Raw genomic sequence first — 20,602 nt, 5'->3', positions numbered from 1 at the left:
CATTCGAAACACCACCGCCCGCTGGTTGTAGGAACGACGACATCCGTGGCTGTGCCTTCCTCGCATCATCATGCAGTGCAAAGTGCCGCGATGCGCACGTTTGCCCGCTGGGCGGACCGGACTGCCGCCGAACGTGCTCGCGAAGGCTGCTGACAGAATCTGGCAGGGAGCTCGGCTAGTCGTGTGGCTGACGCGCCGCAGCCGGCGCCGCCACCGGAGAAAAGACGATGCCCGAGTTCAATTTCCTGATCCTCTACGTCGACAACCCGCCGAGCAGCGCGGCCTTCTATGCGGATCTGCTTGGCCGGCCCGTGATCGAACAATCGCCGACGTTCGCCATGCTGCCGCTGCGCGAGGGCGTCATGCTGGGCCTGTGGTCGCGGCACACGGTCGAGCCGCCAGCGGCCGGCGCAGCAGGCTTCGGCGAGGTCGCGTTCGCGGTCGGCGATGCCGGCGAGGTCCAAAGGCTGCACGACGACTGGAAGGCGCGCGGACTTTCGATCGCGCAGGCGCCGACGCGGATGGATTTCGGAACGACGTTCGTCGCGCTCGATCCGGATGGACATCGCCTGCGCGTGTTCGTTCCGCAGGATGCGGCCTAGCTCTTCCGCAGTGGCTGGCCTTTCGCGCCAGTCGGCCCTTCAGCCTAGTCGGCCTTGGCCGGCTCGGGCTCGCGGTGCGGCGATGGCTGCGCGGGTGCGTTGGCGAGGCGCGCGGCGTTGGCCATGTTGGCCAGCGCCGCGACTTTTTTCTGCTGGTCCGATCCCGGCTGCACCACGCCGCAGGACATGATCAGCGTCGCCGCGTCCTCGGCGCTCATGTCCACCTCGATGATCTTGCTCCGCGGCAGATAGAAGAAAAAGCCGGTGGTGGGGTTCGGCGCGCACGGCAAGAACACCGAGATCTGCTCGTCGTCACCGGGCAGCCGGCTCGAAATCTCCGCGCTCGGCGGCTGCGAGATCAGCACGATCGACCACATGCCGGGCGACGGAAACTCGACCAGGCCGACACGGCGCAGGCTCGAACCCTTGCCCGAGAACAGCGTCTCGAAAACCTGCTTGAGGCCGCGATAGATCGCCCGCACCGCCGGGATGCGGCCGAGCAGCCGCTCGCCGAGGTCGACCAGGGTGCGGCCGATGAGGTTGGCCGTCAGGAAGCCGAGCAGCGTCAGTCCGATCACGGCCACGATCAGGCCGGAGCCGGGCACGCCGAACGGCAGATAGGTTTCCGGACGATAGACCAGCGGCACGAACGGCCGAACCAGCCCGTCCACCCAGGTCACGAACCACCAGGTGATGTAGAGCGTGATGGCAACGGGTCCGGCGACGACGAGGCCGGTCAGGAAATAATTGCGAAACCGGAACATCAGCCCATGGTGGGGCGTCTCGGCCGGAACATCGGCCAAGGGATCGGTCTCAGGCGGCAGGTCGTCGCGGGAACTCATGCGAACTTCCGGGTCGGATCAAATCTCAGCTAAGGGTCTTAGCAGATTTTTGAAGGGCAAAGGCCCTCTTTCCGACACAGGCGCGCTTTGCCGCTGACCTGTGGCCCGGCAGCCGGGCACCAAGTCAGCGTGCAAGGCGTCGATTTCAATCCCTGCGGCGGCGGGGAGCCACTCAAAAGGGCAAACGCGCCGCCCTAGGCGCTTCGCAGCGGCAGGGCCAGGCCGACCGCCACGAAGATGCCGCCGCAGACCTGGTTGAAGCGCCGCCCGACCCGGGCGAGCCACGGACGAACCTGGGCCGCCGCGCTGGCAATGGCGTATTCGGTGACGAACTCGGTCACCGTATAGGTGACGGCCACGACGGCGAACTGCACCGCCAGGCTGCGATCGGGGTCGATGAACTGTGGCAGCAGGGCGCTGAAGAACAGCAGGCATTTCGGGTTGGTGGCCGCGGTCAGGAAGCCCTGGCGGAACAGCGCGTGCGGGCGGGCCGCCACGGTCTGGCCGGCCAGATCGACGCCGACCGGCGGCGCGAACCAGAGCTTGATCCCGAGCCAGGCGAGATAGAGTCCGCCGACCCACTTCAGGACCACGAGCCAGGTGATCGACGCTTGCACCAGCGCGCCGATGCCGAACATGCACAGCGCGATGACGAGGATGAAGCCGATCAGGCCGCCGGCGATCGTGAACAATGTCCTGCGACCGCCATGCAGCGCGCCGTGCGTCAGGGCAAGCAGGCCGTTGGGTCCGGGCGTCAGGGAGATTCCGATGCTCGTGAGCAGGAACAGCAGCCAAGTGTCGAGTGCCATCGGAATCCCTGTCAATCAGTTGCGCCACAGCACAGGCAAACTCGGCCGTCGTCCCGGGAGGTAGTTTGGGCCTCGCTGGAGCTGCCAGCCACGAAGTGAGGTGGTTATGGATCCCGGCGTTCGCCGGGATGACAGCGAATGTGCAGAGGCCGCGTCGCAACTCACGCCCAACTGGTTCTCAAGGCGACGCGAGAGCATCGCTTGGACGCGGCAAGCGGCGGCGTATCTACTCCACCGTGACCGACTTCGCCAAGTTGCGCGGCTGGTCGACGTCGGTGCCCATCACCACGGCGGTGTGATAGGCCAGCAGCTGGACCGGGATGGCGTAGACGATCGGCGTGAAGGTCGCGGCCATGTCCGGCATGGTGATCGTGACCAGCGAGTCCACCGTCGCCTCCTCGGCGCCCTTGGCATCGGTCATCAGGATGATGTTGCCACCGCGCGCGGCGACCTCCTGCATGTTCGACACGGTCTTTTCGAACACGCGGTCATACGGCGCGATGACGACGACCGGCATGGTCTCGTCGATCAGCGCGATCGGCCCATGCTTGAGCTCGCCGGCGGCGTAGCCCTCGGCATGGATGTAGGAGATCTCCTTCAGCTTCAGCGCGCCTTCCAGCGCCAGCGGATAGGAGGTGCCGCGGCCGAGATAGAGCACGTCCTTTGACTTGGCGATCTCGCGGGCGAGCTTCTCGATCTGCGGCTCGGTGGTCAGCGCCGCCGCGATCAGACGCGGCACCTCGACCAGGCCGTGGACCAGCTTGGTCTCGTCGGCCTCGGACAGCTCGCCGCGGCCGCGGCCGGCGGCGATGGCGAGCGCCGCCAGCACCATCAACTGGCAGGTGAAGGCCTTGGTCGAGGCGACGCCGATCTCGGGACCGGCCAGCGTCGGCATCACGATCTCGCTCTCGCGCGCGATCGTCGAGGTCGGCACGTTGACGACGGAGAGCGTATGCACGCCCTGCGATTTGGCGTAGCGCAGCGCGGCCAGGGTGTCGGCGGTCTCGCCGGACTGCGAGATGAAGATGGCGAGATCGCCCTTGCGAAGCGGCGCCTCGCGGTAGCGGAACTCGGAGGCGACGTCGAGCTCGACCGGCACCCGCGCGAAGCGCTCGAACCAGTATTTGGCGACGAATCCGGCGTAGCTCGCGGTGCCGCAGGCGGTGATCGAGATGCGCTGGATGTCCTTGAAGTCGAACGGCAGCCGCGCCGGCAGCATCACGCGCTCGGTGCCCATGTCGACGTAGCGCGCCAGGGTGTGGCCGACGACCTCCGGCTGCTCGTGGATCTCCTTGGCCATGAAGTGGCGATAATTGGCCTTGTCGACCAGGAACGACGACGCGCCGGATTTCAGCACCTCGCGCTTCACCACCGCGCCCGAGGCGTCGTGAATGATGCCGGAATCGCGGGTGATCTCGACCCAGTCGCCGTCGTCGAGATAGCTGATCGTGTCGGTGAACGGCGCCAGCGCGATCGCGTCCGAGCCCAGGAACATCTCGCCGTCGCCATAGCCGAGCGCCAGCGGCGAGCCCTTGCGGGCGCCGATCAGGAGATTGCCGTGGCCCTTGAACAGGAAGGCCAGCGCGAAGGCGCCCTTCAACTGCGGCAGCGACGCAGCGACCGCCTGCTGCGGCGTGTGGCCCTTCAGCAGATAGGAATTGACCAGATGGACGACGGTCTCGGTGTCGGTCTCGGATGCGAACCTGGCGCCCTGCTTTTCGAGCTCGGCGCGTAGTTCGCGAAAATTCTCGATGATGCCGTTATGCACCACGGCAACATTGTCAGTTGCGTGCGGATGCGCGTTGCTCTCGGTCGGCTTGCCGTGGGTGGCCCAGCGGGTATGACCGATGCCGGCGTGCCCCTTCAGCGGCTGCTGCTCGAGCCGCTTCTCGAGGTTCTTCAGCTTGCCCTCGGCGCGCCGCCGGTCCAGATGATCGCCCTCGAGCGTGGCGACACCCGCGGAATCGTAGCCACGATATTCGAGACGTTTCAGGGAATCGACGAGATGCTCGGCAACCGGCCCGCGTCCCAGGATCCCGATGATTCCGCACATCAGCGCTAGTCCCCAAATCGTCGAGAGAGATTCAAAAGCGTGGCATTGTCTTAACGAAAACCGCGCGCTTTCAGGATTCAATAATTATTGCGGATTGCGACAGGGTTAAGTGCAAGACTTCACGCAAGGCTTAACCACGCGGCAGGCCGGCAGCTCCGGTTCGACACGGAGGTCGGTTCGGAGCGGGCTTAACGTGCGGTCAACGCTTTCGCACAAGACTATCGCGTCGGAGATGACCCATGGCCTTTTACCGCCGCCCAACTGATCCAAAGGGAACCAGCTCGCTCAGCCTGTCACATCCGGCGTCCGGGAGCCATCTGGCGCACTGGCCGCCGCCGACGCTGAGTCACGAGCTGAAGCCGATGCCGATCAAGCATCAGAGCAAGAACGAGCCGGTCAAGCACGCCACCCGCCGCGGCTGGCGCCTGACGCGCGCGATGTTCGCCGAGTTCCAGGACGACGAAGAGTGAACAAGCGCGTGGCGCCTATAGAAAGACCCAAGCGGCGATCGCACCGATCAGGGCCCATATGCCGAGCCCGGTCAGCAACATGATCTCCAAAGGGGGAGTTGTACCAAGCGTGGCGTAAACGACGCGGCCAGAAAACATGGCTAGCCGTACGATCGCAGTCAGAATCGCACCGACGAGATCGAACAGCAGTTGACCGAAATCCAAGCTGCCCTGCCCCGGCTCGCGCCTATTTTTTGTGGCGTTGCTTGGCATTCCGGAATCGCGCCGCGGCGCCTTCGCGCGTCGTCTGCGGACTGCGCTCCAGCGCCAGCGCATCGTCGGGCACGTCGCGCGTGATCACCGAGCCCGAGCCGATATAGGCGCGCGCGCCGATGTTGATCGGCGCCACCAGCGAGGTGTTGGTGCCGATGAAGGCGCCCTCGCCGATGTTCGTCTTGTGCTTGTTGAAGCCGTCATAATTGCAGGTGATGGTGCCGGCGCCGATGTTGGTATTGGCGCCGACGTGGGCGTCGCCAATATAGGACAGGTGATTGACCTTCACGCCCGGCTCCAGCACCGCAGCCTTGGCCTCGACGAAATTGCCGATCTTGGCGCCGTCGCCGAGCGACGTTCCGGGCCGCAGCCGCGCGAACGGCCCGAGCAGGCTGTTGCGGCCGAGCTTGGACTGCACGATGTGCGAAAATGAATGCACCACCGCGCCGTCGCCGATCGACACGCCGGGGCCGATCACGACGAACGGCTCGATGGTCACGTCCTTGCCGAACGTCGTATCCGCGGCGAGATAGACGGTCTCCGGCGCGATCAGCGTCACGCCCGCATCCATCGCCGCGCGGCGCAGCCGGGTCTGCATCACCGCCTCGGCCTCGGCGAGTTGCGCCTTGGTGTTGATGCCGCGCACCTCGTCCTCGGAGGTTTCGATCACGACCGCATCGAGCCCCTGCTCGCGCGCGATCGCCACCGCATCGACCAGATAGTACTCGCCCTTGCTGTTGGCATTGCCGATCCTGTCGAGGATCCCCAGCGCGCGACGGCCGTCCATCGCCATCACCCCGGCATTGCACAGCGTGATCGCCCGCTCCGCTTCGCTCGCATCGGCCTGCTCGCGGATCGCGACCAGCTTCGATCCGTCGAGCAGCAGGCGTCCATAGCCGGTCGGATCGGCGGCGCGGAAGCCGAGCACGGCGAGTGCCGCGCCTTCGGCGAGCGCCGCCCGCAGCCGCGCGAACGTCTCGGCCGTGATCAGCGGCGTGTCGCCGAACGCGACCAGCAGATCGTCGGCGCCGCGCGCGATCGCCTGCCGCGCCGCCAGCACCGCATGCGCCGTCCCCAGCCGGTCGCGCTGGACGAAGATATCCGCATCCGGGCGCAGGCGCCGGGCTTCCTTCTCGACCGCCTCGTGCCCCGGCCCCACCACCACCGCGACGCGGGCGCCATCCCCATGCGGCGCCGCCGCCAGGACGTGCGCCAGCAGTGATTCGCCGGCGACGGGATGCAACACCTTGGGCACGCTCGTGCGCATCCGGGTGCCCTCGCCTGCCGCAAGCACGATGGTCAGACTGGATCGAGCGGTCATGAAACACCTGGGATGAAGGGAGCGCATAGGTCGCGCTGTCATAATGCGTTTTCTGCGCGGGGCAAACCGCACCGGCTGAAGCCCCTGGTGGTTTTCCTGTTAATGTTCGCTTCGTGATTCGATTAAGGCAGGTTCATGGCTAAGGACTCCCGCAAATCCGCCGGCGCAAATGCAGCTGAGAAGACGGGCACGACTCTGTCTGGACTGTTTGCCGACGAGAACGAGTTCGATCGCCGCGCGCTGTGGCGGCTCGGCTGGTGGGGGGCTGGCGCCGTCGGCGCCGTCGGCCTGGCCGTTTTCACCAATCAGGCCGCACAGGGATGGCGGCAGGACCGTGTTTCTGCGGCCGACCTGTCGCGCCAGGCGCAACTGCTGCAGTCGCTGGCCCGTGAGACCCAGGGCGAGGCGCGCCAGCTCGGCGCGGCCATCGAGACGCTCAACACCGACCGGGACCGGCTGTACGCGCGCGTGACCGTGCTCGAGCAGGGATTGGACTCGGTGACCGGCGCGCTGGCCAAGCAGAGCGCCCAGGCGTCCCCGAATCCCGCCAGCAGGGCCGGGCCCGCGCCGCAGATCGCAGCCGTGGAATCCCTCGCCCCGGCTGCGGTTCCGTCGAGTTCCGTGGCGCCCAGCCCCCTGCCGGCATTCGCGAACGCGTCCCCGTTCATGCCGATTCCCAGCGGAGCGGCCGGACCCAATCCGGCTCAGCCGGTGGCTCCGTCGGCTGCCGCGAGCGCCGACAAGACGAAGCAGGAGCCGGCCTCGGGAGCTTCGTCATCGCCTGTGTCTGCGGCCCCGTCCCCGACACCATCTGCCTCGCCCGCCCCTGCGGTCGCAGCAGCTGGTTCCAAGCCGCTGCCCGCTGGCGCACCGGACCCGGCCGGCAAGCCGGCCGAGACCGACAAGCTCGCAAGAGCTGAACCCGCCGAGGCCGCCGGCGCCAAGGGCAGTGACAGCACCGACGCCGCGGTCACGGCGGTCCAGAAGACCGAATTTGCCGTCGATCTCGGCGCGGCCAACTCGCTCGGCGGCTTGCGGGCGCTGTGGCGGGACCTCGTAAGAACCCATGCCGACCTCGCCTCGCTCAGGCCGATCGTCATTCTCAAGGAAGGCCGAGGCGGTCCGGGCATGCAGCTGCGGCTCGGCGCCGGTCCGTTGAGTGACGCGGCGACGGCGGCGAAGATCTGCGCGGTGCTCGCCGAGAGCCAGCGCGCCTGCGAGACCACCGTCTATGACGGCCAGCGCCTCGCGGTCCGCGAGGAGCCGGAGGCGGCCAAGCCGGGCGCTCCCGCGGCCGCCGCCCCGAAGCCGGTGCAGCGCCGGCGCACCTATCAGCCGCAGGCCCAGCAGCAGCGCCACGGCAAGCGCGAGGAGCCGCCGCCCACGGCAGCCGCGCCGTCGCCGCCGCCGGCCGAGGCGCCCAAGCCCGAGCAGCCGTCGGCGCTGTCGTCGTTCTTCCGCCGCTCCTGAGTCTCAAATCAGCGAGCGGTCAAAGCCGGTTGGGACGGATTGTGAAAGCAGTCCGCGAACCGGCTTTGCGGCTTGTCCGCACGTCCTTTCCGCAGCATAGTCCGGCGCATGAAAAAGACCCCGTTCCGCCTCTCGCCCTATCAGGTGCAATGGCTCCTGATCGTCGGCTTCGTCACCGTCGGCTATGCCCTCTATCTGCGCTATCTGGCGATCGAGCTGTCGAGCGTCGCGCTCGCCTGCGACGCCGGCCTGCAGACGCTGGCCTGCAAGAGCCGGGCGGTGGCGACCCCGCTGTTCAAGAATTCTGTGTTCGGCGCCACCGCGCTGGTGATCGCGGTGCTGCACGTGATGCGGCCGTCGATCGTGCTCTTGACCGGCGGGCTGATCGCCGCCGGCCTCGGCATCGTGCTCTACAACATCGTGCTGTCGGGGCTGGCGATCGGCCTGCTCATCCTCGGCTTTGCGCGGCCCGCGCCCGCCACAGCGTGAACGCCAGCAGCAGATACATCGCGCAGGTCCACATCGCCTGCCAGTTGTCGCGGCCCTCGTTGTAGATCACGTAGACCGAGGAGATCGCCAGCAGTCCGGCGAAGCATGCCTCGGCGATCGGCCGCGGGCCCTGCGTCGGACGGTTGCCGAGCAGCATCGCGAATGGCACCACCGCCATGGTCAGGCTGGCGAACGGGAAATCGCGGTAGCGCGGGTCGAACACGAAGCCGAGCGCCGTCTCGGCCGCGATCAGCACGGTCACGACCAGGACCAGGGCCAGCAGGTAGGTGATCTTCAGCTGCTTGCGGCCGTCATTCGGTCCGAGCAGGTCGAGGAAGGTCGGCAGTGGCCGCCCGGCCATCGCCGCATTGGCGGCCAGGATCGGCGCCAGCACGCCGGCGGCGAGCAGCGCGCCCCATTGCAGCCAGCCGCCGACACCGAGGCTCTCGTAGAACATCTTGTCGGCGGCCATGCCGAACAGCACGCCGGCCGTGGTCGCGGAAATGCCGACGCCGATCCAGGCCGAGATGTGCGGCGGCCAGGGCCGGCGCCGCACCGTCAGCCAGCCGGCGAGGAACACCGCGAAGGACAGGATCATGCCGCCGCCCATCTGCAGCTTCCACAGCGGATAGTTGCTGACGGGCTGGCCCGGCGGATATTTCAGCGTGCGCGTGTCGTCGCTGATCAGGCCCCAATAGCCGCCGACGGTGCCTTCGAGCTTGCGCTTCCAGGGCTGGTCATAGGCCTCGATCAGGTTGACGCGGAAATTCTCGCGCTTGGCGAGCGAGAGGATCTCCGACACCACGCGGGCCTGGTTGGCGCGCGACGGCAGCGCGCCCTCGCGCATGCGCCCCTCGCTCGGCCAGCCGGTCTCGCCGATCAGGATCTCCTTGCCCGGAAAGGCGACGCCGACCTGCTGGCGGATGGCGTCGACATGGGAGGCGGCGAATTTCGCGCGCACCGGGATGTCCTCCCAATACGGGAGGATATGAACCGTGACGAAGTCGACGATGTCGTAGAGCTCGCGGTTGCGCAGCCAGAACTCCCAGACGTCGGCATAGGTCACGGGAACCGTGACCTGCGCCTTGACGCTGCGGATGGTGGCGGCGAGGTCGGCGGTCGTCATCTCGCCGCGCAGCAGCACCTCGTTGCCGACCACGACCGCCGTGATGACGCCGGGATAGCGCTTGATCAGGTCGACCGCGATGCCGATCTGCTGCTGGTTCTTCAGCTTGTTTGAGCCGAGCCAGATGCCCTGGATCACCTTGATGCCGACCCGGGCGGCGATTCCCGGCACCTGGTCGAGGCCGTTCTCGATCGAATAGGTGCGCACGCATTCGGAGATCTTGGCGAGCTGCACCAGGTCCTGCTCGATCTGCTCGGCGTCGATATGCGTGGTCGGATCGAGCGGGCTCTGCTGGCCGCGGAACGGCGCATAGGATACGCACTGCAGCTTCGAGGCCGGCTCGATCGGCGCGCGCGCGAGCGTGATCGGCTTGGCCAGCCACCACCACGCGGCGGCGATGACACCCAAGGATATGAGCAGAAGCGCCAGCGGCGTAGGGAGGGATTTCAGTTCCGTTCTCCAGGCAGGGTGGTGTCGATTACCCGGTCGGCGGCGATCTGCCAAGTAGGCGATCGGGCCCGCCGGCGCACCGGGCGTACCCGCTCCAAATCACCCTTTTACGATGACGCGAGAAAGTTGGTACGTTGCTGGACAAAATCCGAGATTCCGGTCATTGGGAATCCCGGTTGACCCCGGCCGTTGCAACCCAGGTTCTGGGCCCCTGCGCAAGCACCCGTTAGGAACGCTCTGCGACAGTCGGAATCAATCTCCCGCCGCAATCGGGGCTGATTTGATCGGCATCAACACTGCGTCCGTCAGGGGACGGCACGAAGGCAACAATCGGGGAATTTATGGGTCGACGCGTGCTCCACTCCAAGTTTTCGGTTTCGCGCCTGTCGGCGGCTCTGGGCCTCGTGCTCCTCATCGGCGCCCCCGGCGCGCTCGCCCAGAGCGGCAGCGACCATCCCCAGGACCAAAAGCCGCAGGCGGCCAATCCGGCCGACGTGTCGAAGGAGAACCAGCGCAAGGCCGACGAATTCACCGAAGCGTCCCAGGCGCTCTCTGGCGGCCCGGCCGGCAATCCCGAATGCGTCTGGCTCGGCCGCCGCGTCGTCCAGCTGATGTACAATGACGACCTCGATACCGCCTTCCGCCACCTCGATCTCTATGACCGCTTCGGCTGCCCCGGTGGCCACGTCCAGGCCGCCTTCCGCTGCCTGACGCGCTTCATCCCGCAGATCGATCCGAAGGTGCCGAACTCGCTGAACAACCACGTCCATGGCTGCTGGATCAATCCGGACGCCAAGCCGCAGGTGGCTGCGGCGCCTGCGCCGGGCCCGGCCTCGACCCCGGCCGCGCCGGCTTCGCCAGCACCGACGCAGCCGCCCGCTCCCCAGGCCTCGCCCTCGCCCGCGCAGCCTCCGGCGAAGTGACCGGCGCCTGAAGGCAGGCAGGACGCACGATCCCGACGACCGGGCGCCATGCGCGGCTGCGGCATGACAGCGCTCCGATCACGTGGCAGGATACGGCCGTGATACGATCGAGGCCGTCGACGCGCGCCTGAGCCTCGCCCCGGTTCAGGCAGCGTTCAGCAGGATTGGGCTCTGTTGGGATGACGTATGACGTCGCGGCCTTCGGCTGTGACGGCGTGAGACTGATCGCCTTCGCCGTTCGCCGTCGAACGCACGCGTGAACACGATCCCGGTAGCATCGCATACCCGAGATGGAACGGCGATCGACCGCTCCGCTTCACCGCTGACTTGATCCTAGGAATGGTTGCCCCTCCCATGCGTGCCGTCGTCGCCGTCCTGCTCCTCGTCACCGCCGTGCACGCCGCCCTCTGGGGACTGCTGCAGGACAAGCAGGAGGCCCCCAGTTTCACCGGCCTGCTGCAGAGCGTCTCCTACGATCCGCATGAAGGTACCGGGGCCCCCGGCGCCAACACCGTGGCCTCGCCGGAACGCATCCGCGCTGACATGAAGAAGCTCGCCACCATGACGCGGGCCATCCGGCTCTACTCGTCGACCGGCGGCCTCGAGATCGTACCGCCGCTGGCGGCGGAGGCGGGGTTGAAGGTGATGCTCGGCGCCTGGATCGACAAGGATCCGGACCGCAACGAGCGCGAGATCCAGTCGGCCATCACCCTCGCCCGCCGCAACAGCAACGTCATCGGCATCGTGGTCGGCAACGAGACCATCCTCACGGCGACCCAGAAGGTCGATGAGCTGATCGAGAAGATCAAGCGCGTGAAGAAGTCGGTCAACGTGCCCGTCACCACCGGCGACGTCTGGAACACCTGGCGCGACAACCCCGAGCTCGCGGCCAATGTCGACTTCATCGCCGCGCACGTGCTGCCCTATTGGGAGTTCTTCACCGACGACCAGGCCGTCGATCAGGCGGTGGATCGCTATCAGCTCCTGAAGAAGCAGTTCACCGGCAAGCGCATCATGATTGCCGAGTTCGGCTGGCCGAGCCAGGGCTACAGCCGCAGCGGCGACGGCCGCGGCCCAGCCGTGCCGGGCCCGCTCCGGCAGGCCAAGGTGTTGCGCAATTTCCTCGCCCAGGCCGCCTCGATCGGCATGGAATACAACATCGTCGAGGCGATCGATCAGCCCTGGAAATATTTCGAAGGCGGCGTCGGCCCGTATTGGGGCGTGCTCAACGCCGCGCGCGAGGCGAAATTCGCCTGGACCGGCCCGATCGTGAATCCCGACTATTGGAAGCTCGCGACCATCGCGCTGCTGGTCGGCGTGCTCCTGTCCTTGCCGATCGTGCGGCTGCGCCAGCCGACCATGCTGCAGGCGATGATGCTCGCGATCACGGCGCACGGCGTCGGCGCCTGGGTCTCCACCGTCTTCGCCTATTGGAACGTGCACTATTTCGTCTGGGGCTCGACCTTCGCGCTGACCTTGGGCCTGATCCTGCTGGTTCCCCTGATCCTGATCGCGATGGCCCGCATCGAGGAGATCGCCGCGATCGCCTTCGGCCGCGAGCCGCGCCGTCTCCTGACCCGCGACAAGGTCGCGCGCGACCGCGCCGCCATGCCCCAAGGCTATTGCCCGAAGGTCTCGATCCACGTGCCGGCCTATTTCGAGCCGGTCGAGATGATGAAGCAGACCTTGGATGCGCTGGCGCGGCTCGACTACCCGAACTACGAGGTCGTCTGCATCATCAACAACACGCCCGATCCGGCGTTCTGGCAGCCGATCCAGGATCACTGCCGCATGCTCGGCGAGCGTTTCAAGTTCATCAATGCCGAGAAGGTCAAGGGCTTCAAGGCCGGCGCCTTGCGCATCGCGATGGAGCGCACCGCCGTCGATGCCGAGATCATCGGCATCATCGACGCCGACTACGTCGTGACGCCGGACTGGCTCTCCGACCTCGTGCCGGCCTTCGCCGACCCCACCGTCGGCCTGGTGCAGGCGCCGCAGGAGCATCGCGACGAGGACCTCTCGCTGATGCACTACATCATGAACGGCGAGTATGCCGGCTTCTTCGACATCGGCATGGTCCAGCGCAACGAGGAGAACGCGATCATCGTGCACGGCACGATGTGCCTGATCCGCCGCGCCGCCATGGACATGGCCGGGGGGTGGTCGAGCGACACGATCTGCGAGGACACCGATCTCGGCCTCGCGATCCAGGAGCTCGGCTGGCAGACCCACTACACCAACACCCGCTACGGCCAGGGCCTCCTGCCCGACACCTACGAGGCGTTCAAGAAGCAGCGCCATCGCTGGGCCTATGGCGGCTTCCAGATCGTCAAGAAGCACTGGCAGCGCTTCCTGCCCGGCAGGAGCCGGCTGACGGCGGACCAGAAGCGCGAGTTCTCGCTCGGCTGGCTCAACTGGCTGGGCGCCGAGAGCCTCGGCGTCGTCGTCGCGATCCTCAACCTGATCTGGACGCCGATCGTGGCCTTCGCCGGCATCGCCATCCCCGACAAGATCCTGACCATCCCGATCCTCGCCGCCTTCGTGGTCTCGCTCGCCCACTTCCTGATCCTCTACCGGCTGCGCGTCGCGGTGAGGCCCTGGCAGATGCTGGGCGCGATGATCGCGGCGATGTCGGTGCAGTGGACCGTCAGCCGCGCGGTGGCGCAGGGCCTGATCACCGAGCACCTGGCGTTCGCCCGCACCTCCAAGGGCGGGCTGTCGCGGATGTCGATCGAGTTTCAGGCGTTCTGGGAGGCCGTGATCGGCGCCCTGCTCCTGATCGGCGCCACCATCCTGATCGTGACCAACACGTTGCAGATCACCGAGCTCTACATCTTCGCCGCCGTCCTGATCCTGGAGAGCCTGCCGTTCCTGTCCGCGGTCGCGATCGCGCTCCTGGAGATGTCCCGCATCAACTCCTTCGAGTTCTGGCGCCACGCCACCGTCCGCACCGCCGAGCTGATCGGCCTCCGCCCGGTGTGGGTGCCGGAGCTGGCAGGCCCGGGGATGCAGCCGGCGCCGCTGAGCGCGGCGGCGACGAAGGTGGCGGAGAAGGTCTGAACCGCGCGGGCGTCGCGACGGCGGCGCCGACGGATCAGGACGTCGTTCCGAGCCGCGGCGCGGCCTCGGAGAGCTCGCCACGGCGGCCGGCGAACCGACCGCGCCACGCGCGCGCAGCCTGAGCCAGGGTCGCCTTGGGCTGGCGCAGCGGCCGGTCGACCAGATGATAAGCCAGGATGGCCGCGACCAGCGAGATGGCGACCTGGGTGATGCCGTAGTTCAGGTTCGGATGCGCCTTGAACAGCGAGCTGCTGACCACGAACAGCACGGGGTAGTGCAGGATGTACAGCGGGAAGCTGATCTCGCCGAGATAGTCGAGCACGGCGGCGACGCGGCCGCCGACGTCGCCGATGCGGTAGAACACCAGCATCAAGGTCCCGATCCAGGCGACGCCGTTCACAGCCGCGGAGCTGACATTGGTCACGTCGAAGAACCGGGCCTGGGTCGCGATCGAGGCCAGGCCGGCGATGCCGAGCCAGGCGAGATAGCGGCGGTTGCCGGCGTTGGCATAGGCGACCCAGCCTGCCAGCCAGCACCAGAGCATCACGATGCCCGTCAGCCAGTAGGAGTTGCGGCCCGCGACATATTCGTTGCGGAGCAGCGGCCAGGCCACGAACAGCAGGCCGGACACGATCATGAGGGCCGGAATGTGCGGCCGCCCCTCGAGCTTCCGGAACAGCGGCGCGAGCAGATAGTACACCGCCTCGATCGAGAGCGACCAGGCGGGATAGAGAAACCCGATCATGATCGGAAAGAACGCCTCGAGCAGGAAGATGCAGCCGATGAACTGCCACGCGCTCGGCGGCACCGCCGGCGTGCCATAGCCGCCGGACAGGCCGAGCACGGACCAGCCGAACCACCCGATCAGCACCGCCAGCGCGTTCAGCGGAAAGATCCGCAGGAGGCGCCGGCGGAAGTAGCCGGCGGGCCGGGTCGCGATCGAATGATGGATGCTGAAGCCGGAGATGACGAAGAAGCACATCACGGCCATCAGGCCGCTCCGCGTCAGCACGGGAATCGCGCGCTCGGCCGGTCCGAAATTGTAGGTGTGATCGAACAGCACCCACATCGCCAGCAGGAACCTCAGGACCCCGAGCACAGGCCAGAATCCGCGATGCGGCACGTTCATGTCGTTTCCTCTGCCGCCGGCCGGGCGCAACTGGCGCCGGTTCACGGGCCGCGGCAACACACAGTAACCTTTGGAAACATATGCACCAACGGTAGCATGATCGGCGATCCCACCGTTTCACGGCGCCCGGCCCTGTTTTGACCCCGCTGTAGCGCGCCGGCCACATGGCGAGGTCTCGGACGCGGTGGCGGCACGCCGCCGACGGCCGCGAGCGCCGCGCCCGCGCCGGAGGCGGGTCCCGACCGGGCGCGCGAGCATGCTGGGCCGGCCGGCTAACCACCTTCAAAGCCGAACAAATCCCGTCGGACGCCCTGTGGGTTGGCGCGAGCGCTATTGACCGATACCGGCGAGACCCCTACACAGCGCGGGCGCAAGCAGCGCGGCGATGACCGGAGGTCTCAAACTTCGTTCTGCGCCGCGGTGAACCACGGCGACGCCTCCCGCGTTCTCATGGTGTCTTGCCGACGATCCGGACAGTGACGGTCGAGCCGTCACACCGCTTCCTTGGGAGCGAGCGCGTAGCTCAGCCGGTAGAGCACGTGACTTTTAATCATGGGGTCCCGGGTTCGAGTCCCGGCGCGCTCACCAGGAATCATCAGCGGATCAAATCTTCAGCTAGTGAGCCATGGCGGCAGATATGGCCGGCACGAGTGGCCCGCCTAGATCGGCCTCAATCTGAACTCGATCTCGTATTCGATGAGCCGGACGCCCGCGATCCGAGATGCTGCGAGCTTTAGATCCTCAGTTATCTCCTTGGCCACGATGATCCCGCGGACCGGGCGGGACGTCTCCATGTTCTTTTCCACCCAGGCGATGTAGCGAAGGAGCTGACCGATCACACGATCGTACCCACGAGACACCTTCAGCTCGATGACCACAAAGCCGCCTTCTGCGTCGACAGCGAGTATATCGATGTATCGGCCTCCCGCCGCAAATTCCAAGCCGTCTATCTCCTCCTCTTCGTAGAGACGTAGACCCGGCTCAATTCGCTGAAGATTCTTGGCCAGATAGTTCTGCAGGTCGCGCTCGTAGGCGAACTCTGATCCACCGGCCTCGTCCTGCTCATCGACGACTTCTTCCGTGAGCGTCGAGAGGGCGTCCGGTTTAGGGTCGCTCAGATACGTGGGCCGTCCGTCCGTCTCGGCATTCCAGAGTCGATATCGATCAGGACCAAGCTTGTAGAAAAGATCATGCCCGCTCCCTGGCTTAATGTTCTGATGGTGCTTACGATTGGGATTGTTAATCGACATGCCATCGATGTGCATCACAACCGTGTTGCGCTTGATCTTGGGATAATGCTGCACGAACCACGGCAGCACGTCGGACTTCGAAAACTCCTGGCCCGGCTTGAGATGTTGGCTCGCCCACTCGGTCATAAGTGTTTTGGTCGGACGATCGTAGATCGGCATTTCCGTCCCCCAATGATGGTCTCACTAGCGTCGTACGTCGAAACTGTAGCGCATAGTCATTCGGTCCGAAGGGAGAGAACTGAATCAGACGCGCCACGAACTAATTCTGAACCGGCAACTCGCCGACGACCAGAGGTAATCAGCTGCACCTCTCTTCCGAGCAGATGCGCCCCCTCAATGTGCACAACCGTTGGATATGCCACCAAAATAGAGGGACGCCTCTTGAGTTCCCGCATCAGTTGCAATTGGATGTTTTGACTTGGGGGCCAAAATGCGACATTGGGGATCTCTGCTGCTACTGTGCAGCCTGCTCGCGGGATGTGTCAGCTCTGGCGAGACGATCTCGTTTCGGGCCTCGAACCCACAGCAGCAGTCGCTGATGCGCGACGGCCAGCCTGCGCTCGTGTCGCGCCAAAAGACCTCGCTAGTGCTCGTACGGCCAGCCTCACGCCAGCTCCAGCGCAATGGTCGACCCGTATTCGTCGTCGCCATCAACAATCTCAGCCGCCATCCGGTCGATTTTCGTGTCGCCCAGATCGAGGCCGTGCAGCACGGCGCAGGCTCCGACTTCGAGATGAGGTCGTGACCCAAGAGATGCTGGTCCAGGAGGAGCGCAACCGGCAAGTCGCCGCCGCCGTGCTGATCGGCCTGGCTGCTAGCGCCAACGCAATGAGCGCGTCACAGACTGAGCGCGGCACCTACACAACGCCGAGCGGCCGTACCGGGACCTTCTACAGCCCGACCGCAGCAGTTATCGCGCAGAACAACGCCGCAATCCAGAACGAGGCGATGATCTCTGCGACCATCGAGACCGGCGAGGGCAACATGGCGATGCTGGAACAGGCGGCGATCAAAGACAGCACCTTGATGCCGAGCGAATCGTACGGTGGACAACTCCACCTGGCTCCACCGACGGATCAGGCGGGGGCGGCGAAGACGTATACGATCGTGATCACGGTTGGGACTGACCGGCATGTGGTCGAGGTGTCGCAGGCACCGGCGGGGGGCATAATCGCAGAATAAGCTTGTTTTGTGCGCTTTCACCGTATCCCCGCAACCCCGATCTCTTTTGTCGATTTTTTGGAGGCGTTCATTTGGGAGCGAACTTCGATCGATACAAAGCTGATATTAGAAAGCTGGTTAGGCTCGGGGAAGAGCTTCAAAATTCCATGAGTTTTGCTATAGCGCCGGCGAAAGTAAGAGCTCAACTCAAGGAGAGTGGCGCAAGCAAAGAGCAGATCGACGAGTGGATTTCGTCACTTCTTCCCTTTAATTCGAATTATGAGCTGTGGTACTCAGAATCTTTATCAGTGATCCGCCAACTTCTTCCAGACAGGTTGGCCGACTTTATACGGCTTTACGAGCGGCCGAAGAACCGCAAAATTCTACAATACGATAACTACACAATTCAAGATTATATGGACGGCCTTCGGCGAGGCGACGGGACTGTAACTACGAGCGCGGCCAGCCAAAAATTTTCCCGGCAGCTTGGGATACTCAAAGCCTGTTCTGCACGGTTTGAAAGCACGCTTTTTGAGATGAAGCAGCTTGTTCAAGCCGACCTATTCGACTCGGAAATCGACTCCGCCCGCGAACTCCTCAAGCACGGCTTTTCACGCGCAGCTGGGGCTATTGCGGGTGTAGTTCTTGAAAAGCATTTGGCTCAGGTGTGTTCCGACCACAAGATTACAGTGACAAAAAAGCACCCGGGCATAAACGACCTAAATCAATATTTGAAAGACGGCGGCGTTATTACAGTCCCTCAGTGGCGGCACATTACTTTGCTCGGCGACATTCGTAACCTGTGCGACCACAGCAAAGCTGTGGAGCCAACTAAGGAACAAGTTACAGATCTACTTGACGGGGCAGACAAGGTTTTGAAGACAATCTCCTAATCTGCTCGGCTTCGGGAGGCGATCGAACGAGCTGTGTGCACCGTGACCGCCCAGTAACGAAAGCTCCGTCCATCATCTCCCGGCGGTATCGGCCTCCAGCACGACCTTCGCGACGGGATAGCGCCAATCGTTCTTCGTATTGTCGGCGGCGGCGTCGATGCCTGCCACGATCACCGCACCAAGGATCCCGCCGTTCATGCCGCTGGCCAAGCGAGCCTGGCGCGTTGCATCGATCGGCGCGACCGTGATCATCCGCTTCTGATAGCCGGGCTTCTGGCAGGTCACGGCGAGCGTGCTCGACTGTCCGCGATACAGCGGCACGCGCACCTTCGCGGGGCTCGTCATGGTTGCCGTGAAGCCGGAGGCCTCCAGCGAGCAGGTGGCCCCGGCCATCTCGACCTCGCCTCCCCCCTCGGGATTGTGAAAGGTCCGCACTTCCACGAGCTGGTCACCCGCAAACTCGGGCACGCTGGCGTCGGTTCGGCGCTTCGGCTCGTAGACGTCGATCCCCCGGCTGCCCGTCGTCGACCTGATGTCGGTCACATTGTTGACCGCAAGCGGCGCAGCACAGCCGCCAAGACACGCCCCTCCGACGATGGCCAGCCAGCCGGCCATCCGACGCAAACCGTTCATTTGAGCCCCCACAGCACCCCTACTGTCGTTGATCCCAGGGGTAGCAGGGGCCGACCTGGGGAACAATAGCCGCAACCTCAGGGGGAATAGAAACAACTAACAAAAAGCCGACTTCGTTGCGGGCTGGCCACATTCGCTGTCGTCCCGGCGCGCAACGCTCGCATGAGTTGCAGTTATCGTTGGGCCTTCATGGCGCAGCTTCTTGGGACAGCCACCGGATGATGGCGCGACGGCGCTGCGCTTTCCAGCAGCGTTGCCGTGAGGCTGCGCGGAAAAACTCATTTCATCAGGTCCCTCAAGGCGATCACCCCTGTCCAGTCCCTCCGCCAAAAATTTTCGACTTCACTTTTTCCGAATTCCATGATTGACTGTCCCCATCCCGTGCTCCTCGAGAGGGGCGGATCGCGATCGTCACGGACGTTGGGCGCGGGATGCGGTGGCCGCAGGCGGGTCGCAGCGTGCTTGGATGGTGCGCGGACGAACGGCTCCTTGCGGACGTGAAATCGCGTGGTCCTGGCGCCCCGACGCTGGCGCCAAGTCCTGGGGGATGATGACCCCCACGGGCGACGGTGGCTACCAAGCCGGACACCGGGGAGATCGCGTATAAGCGTGAAGACCATCGCGCGGGGAATGCCGGGTTGATCCGGCTGAACCTGTGGTGACTGCCGCCTGCTTTTCTTCTGCAGGCGGGCCATGGGTTGCGGCCAGCAGCCCGGCATTCCCCGCACCCTCTGTTTGATGAGGGCGAACGATCTCGCAAAGCTCGGACGCGGACCGCGTCGCGACGATGGATGTGCACGCCCCCTGCCCGCCGATCGTTTCGTCACCGAGCCGTGTCCCGCGCTTGGCTATCGTCCGCCGCTATGCCGTGGAATGATGGAGCCGACGTGAAGCGCGCCGATCGCCTTTTGCCTGGAAGGCCGCGAACCTGGGAGACCGCCAATGTCCACCGCCTTCCTACTGACCTCGCTGATCGTGGTCGTCTCGCCCGGCACCGGCGTGCTGTATACGCTGGCGGTGGCGCTGACCAAGGGATCGCGGATGAGCATCGCGGCGGCGTTTGGCTGTACGCTCGGCATCCTGCCGGCGATGCTGGCCGCGATCGTCGGGCTCGCGGCTGTCCTGCACACCAGCGCGCTGGCATTTGCGGCGCTGAAATATTGCGGCGTCGCCTACCTGCTGTACATGGCCTGGCAGACGCTCGGCGAACGCGGCGCGTTGGCGGTGGAGACGAAGGACGATGCGGATGCGCGCTCGGCCGGGCGCGTGGTGCTGACCGGCTTCCTGATCAACATCCTCAATCCGAAGCTGTCGATCTTCTTCCTCGCCTTCCTGCCGCAGTTCATCGCCGGCGATGCCGCCCATCCGCTGGCGCTGATGCTGGAGCTGTCGGCCGCGTTCATGGCGATGACTTTCGCGGTGTTCGTGCTCTACGGCCTGTTCGCCGCCGCCGTGCGCGACCGCGTCGTCAGCCGCCCCCGCGTCATGGCCTGGCTGCGCCGCGCCTTTGCCGGCGGCTTTGCGTTGCTTGGTGCGCGGCTGGCGCTGGCGGAGCGCTGAGGGCACCGCGCGACGGGGCGAGAGGGTCGCGTAGGAGAATGACGTCCTCAGCCAGGCGGTCCGGCACCAATTTGTTGCTCGTCATGCCCGGGCTTGTCCCGCCTGCGCG

At 65.4% G+C, this 20,602-nt stretch carries 18 protein-coding genes and 1 tRNA gene; 10 read left to right on the top strand and 9 right to left on the bottom strand.

All coding sequences use genetic code 11. The features are described 5' to 3' along the window. The first annotated feature begins 227 nt into the window (after positions 1-227). On the top strand, positions 228-602 hold the full coding sequence (locus ACQR2C_RS09330; RefSeq protein WP_315800031.1) for a VOC family protein: 375 nt from the start codon (positions 228-230) through the stop codon (positions 600-602). Positions 603-646: 44 nt separating this feature from the next. Here the strand turns inward: ACQR2C_RS09330 and ACQR2C_RS09325 are convergent, their stop codons facing one another. The 3 genes from ACQR2C_RS09325 to glmS all read right to left on the bottom strand — a co-directional run bounded on the left by ACQR2C_RS09325 (position 647) and on the right by glmS (position 4,306). Beyond that, a complete protein-coding gene (locus ACQR2C_RS09325) occupies positions 647-1,444 on the bottom strand; it encodes a DUF502 domain-containing protein (RefSeq protein WP_316178817.1) in 798 nt (265 codons plus the stop codon). Positions 1,445-1,638: 194 nt separating this feature from the next. Beyond that, positions 1,639-2,253 carry a LysE family translocator gene (locus ACQR2C_RS09320; protein WP_315800032.1) on the bottom strand — a complete coding sequence of 205 codons (615 nt, stop codon included), beginning with the start codon at positions 2,251-2,253 and terminating at the stop codon, positions 1,639-1,641. A 226-nt stretch (positions 2,254-2,479) separates the two neighbouring features. Then, a complete protein-coding gene (gene glmS / locus ACQR2C_RS09315; RefSeq protein WP_316215776.1) occupies positions 2,480-4,306 on the bottom strand; it encodes a glutamine--fructose-6-phosphate transaminase (isomerizing) in 1,827 nt (608 codons plus the stop codon). A 239-nt stretch (positions 4,307-4,545) separates the two neighbouring features. On the opposite strand from glmS, the gene ACQR2C_RS09310 reads away from it, so the two are divergent. After that, positions 4,546-4,776 carry a hypothetical protein gene (locus tag ACQR2C_RS09310; RefSeq protein ID WP_315800034.1) on the top strand — a complete coding sequence of 77 codons (231 nt, stop codon included), beginning with the start codon at positions 4,546-4,548 and terminating at the stop codon, positions 4,774-4,776. Between the two features lie 15 nt (positions 4,777-4,791). Here the strand turns inward: ACQR2C_RS09310 and ACQR2C_RS09305 are convergent, their stop codons facing one another. Both ACQR2C_RS09305 and glmU read right to left on the bottom strand, forming a co-directional pair. Continuing rightward, a complete protein-coding gene (locus ACQR2C_RS09305) occupies positions 4,792-5,028 on the bottom strand; it encodes a hypothetical protein (RefSeq protein WP_434848625.1) in 237 nt (78 codons plus the stop codon). After that, positions 5,003-6,349 carry a bifunctional UDP-N-acetylglucosamine diphosphorylase/glucosamine-1-phosphate N-acetyltransferase GlmU gene (glmU, locus tag ACQR2C_RS09300; protein WP_315800036.1) on the bottom strand — a complete coding sequence of 449 codons (1,347 nt, stop codon included), beginning with the start codon at positions 6,347-6,349 and terminating at the stop codon, positions 5,003-5,005. Before glmU ends, ACQR2C_RS09305 begins: the two co-directional genes overlap by 26 nt. A 135-nt stretch (positions 6,350-6,484) precedes the next feature. Here glmU and ACQR2C_RS09295 point away from each other — a divergent pair, with 135 nt between their 5' ends. Both ACQR2C_RS09295 and ACQR2C_RS09290 read left to right on the top strand, forming a co-directional pair. Next, positions 6,485-7,819: a hypothetical protein gene (locus ACQR2C_RS09295; protein ID WP_316178825.1), complete on the top strand. Its 1,335-nt coding sequence runs from the start codon at positions 6,485-6,487 to the stop codon at positions 7,817-7,819. Positions 7,820-7,927: 108 nt separating this feature from the next. Continuing rightward, complete coding sequence (locus ACQR2C_RS09290) at positions 7,928-8,308, top strand: hypothetical protein (protein WP_315800038.1); 381 nt, start codon at positions 7,928-7,930, stop codon at positions 8,306-8,308. Here ACQR2C_RS09290 and ACQR2C_RS09285 read toward each other — a convergent pair. Then, the gene (locus ACQR2C_RS09285; RefSeq protein WP_316178956.1) at positions 8,268-9,848 is read right to left on the bottom strand and encodes a beta-(1-6) glucans synthase; all 1,581 of its coding nucleotides are present in this window, start codon (positions 9,846-9,848) and stop codon (positions 8,268-8,270) included. The genes ACQR2C_RS09290 and ACQR2C_RS09285 overlap by 41 nt on opposite strands. A 377-nt stretch (positions 9,849-10,225) precedes the next feature. Here ACQR2C_RS09285 and ACQR2C_RS09280 point away from each other — a divergent pair, with 377 nt between their 5' ends. After that, positions 10,226-10,807 carry a beta-1-3, beta-1-6-glucan biosynthesis protein gene (locus tag ACQR2C_RS09280; protein ID WP_434880952.1) on the top strand — a complete coding sequence of 194 codons (582 nt, stop codon included), beginning with the start codon at positions 10,226-10,228 and terminating at the stop codon, positions 10,805-10,807. Positions 10,808-11,161: 354 nt separating this feature from the next. After that, positions 11,162-13,867, top strand: a complete 2,706-nt coding sequence (locus ACQR2C_RS09275; protein WP_434880951.1) for a glycosyltransferase — start codon at positions 11,162-11,164, stop codon at positions 13,865-13,867. Between the two features lie 34 nt (positions 13,868-13,901). Here the strand turns inward: ACQR2C_RS09275 and ACQR2C_RS09270 are convergent, their stop codons facing one another. After that, the gene (locus ACQR2C_RS09270) at positions 13,902-14,996 is read right to left on the bottom strand and encodes an acyltransferase family protein (RefSeq protein ID WP_434880950.1); all 1,095 of its coding nucleotides are present in this window, start codon (positions 14,994-14,996) and stop codon (positions 13,902-13,904) included. A gap of 512 nt (positions 14,997-15,508) precedes the next feature. Here ACQR2C_RS09270 and ACQR2C_RS09265 point away from each other — a divergent pair. Beyond that, positions 15,509-15,584, top strand: a tRNA-Lys gene (locus ACQR2C_RS09265). 71 nt (positions 15,585-15,655) lie between these two features. Here ACQR2C_RS09265 and ACQR2C_RS09260 read toward each other — a convergent pair. After that, positions 15,656-16,405 (bottom strand): endonuclease NucS domain-containing protein, encoded by a 750-nt coding sequence (locus ACQR2C_RS09260; RefSeq protein WP_434880949.1) that lies wholly within the window; start codon positions 16,403-16,405, stop codon positions 15,656-15,658. Positions 16,406-16,987: 582 nt separating this feature from the next. Here ACQR2C_RS09260 and ACQR2C_RS09255 point away from each other — a divergent pair. Beyond that, positions 16,988-17,428: a hypothetical protein gene (locus ACQR2C_RS09255; RefSeq protein ID WP_434880948.1), complete on the top strand. Its 441-nt coding sequence runs from the start codon at positions 16,988-16,990 to the stop codon at positions 17,426-17,428. Between the two features lie 71 nt (positions 17,429-17,499). After that, on the top strand, positions 17,500-18,300 hold the full coding sequence (locus tag ACQR2C_RS09250) for a hypothetical protein (protein WP_434880947.1): 801 nt from the start codon (positions 17,500-17,502) through the stop codon (positions 18,298-18,300). Positions 18,301-18,372: 72 nt separating this feature from the next. On the opposite strand, the gene ACQR2C_RS09245 is transcribed toward ACQR2C_RS09250, so the two are convergent. Continuing rightward, a complete protein-coding gene (locus ACQR2C_RS09245) occupies positions 18,373-18,915 on the bottom strand; it encodes a hypothetical protein (RefSeq protein WP_434880946.1) in 543 nt (180 codons plus the stop codon). A gap of 960 nt (positions 18,916-19,875) precedes the next feature. On the opposite strand from ACQR2C_RS09245, the gene ACQR2C_RS09240 reads away from it, so the two are divergent. Beyond that, positions 19,876-20,493, top strand: a complete 618-nt coding sequence (locus tag ACQR2C_RS09240; RefSeq protein WP_434880945.1) for a LysE family translocator — start codon at positions 19,876-19,878, stop codon at positions 20,491-20,493. Positions 20,494-20,602: the final 109 nt, after the last annotated feature.

Source organism: Bradyrhizobium sp. HKCCYLRH3061 (assembly GCF_051168015.1).
Taxonomy (GTDB): domain Bacteria; phylum Pseudomonadota; class Alphaproteobacteria; order Rhizobiales; family Xanthobacteraceae; genus Bradyrhizobium.
This window is presented reverse-complemented; position numbering and strand designations above follow the sequence as displayed.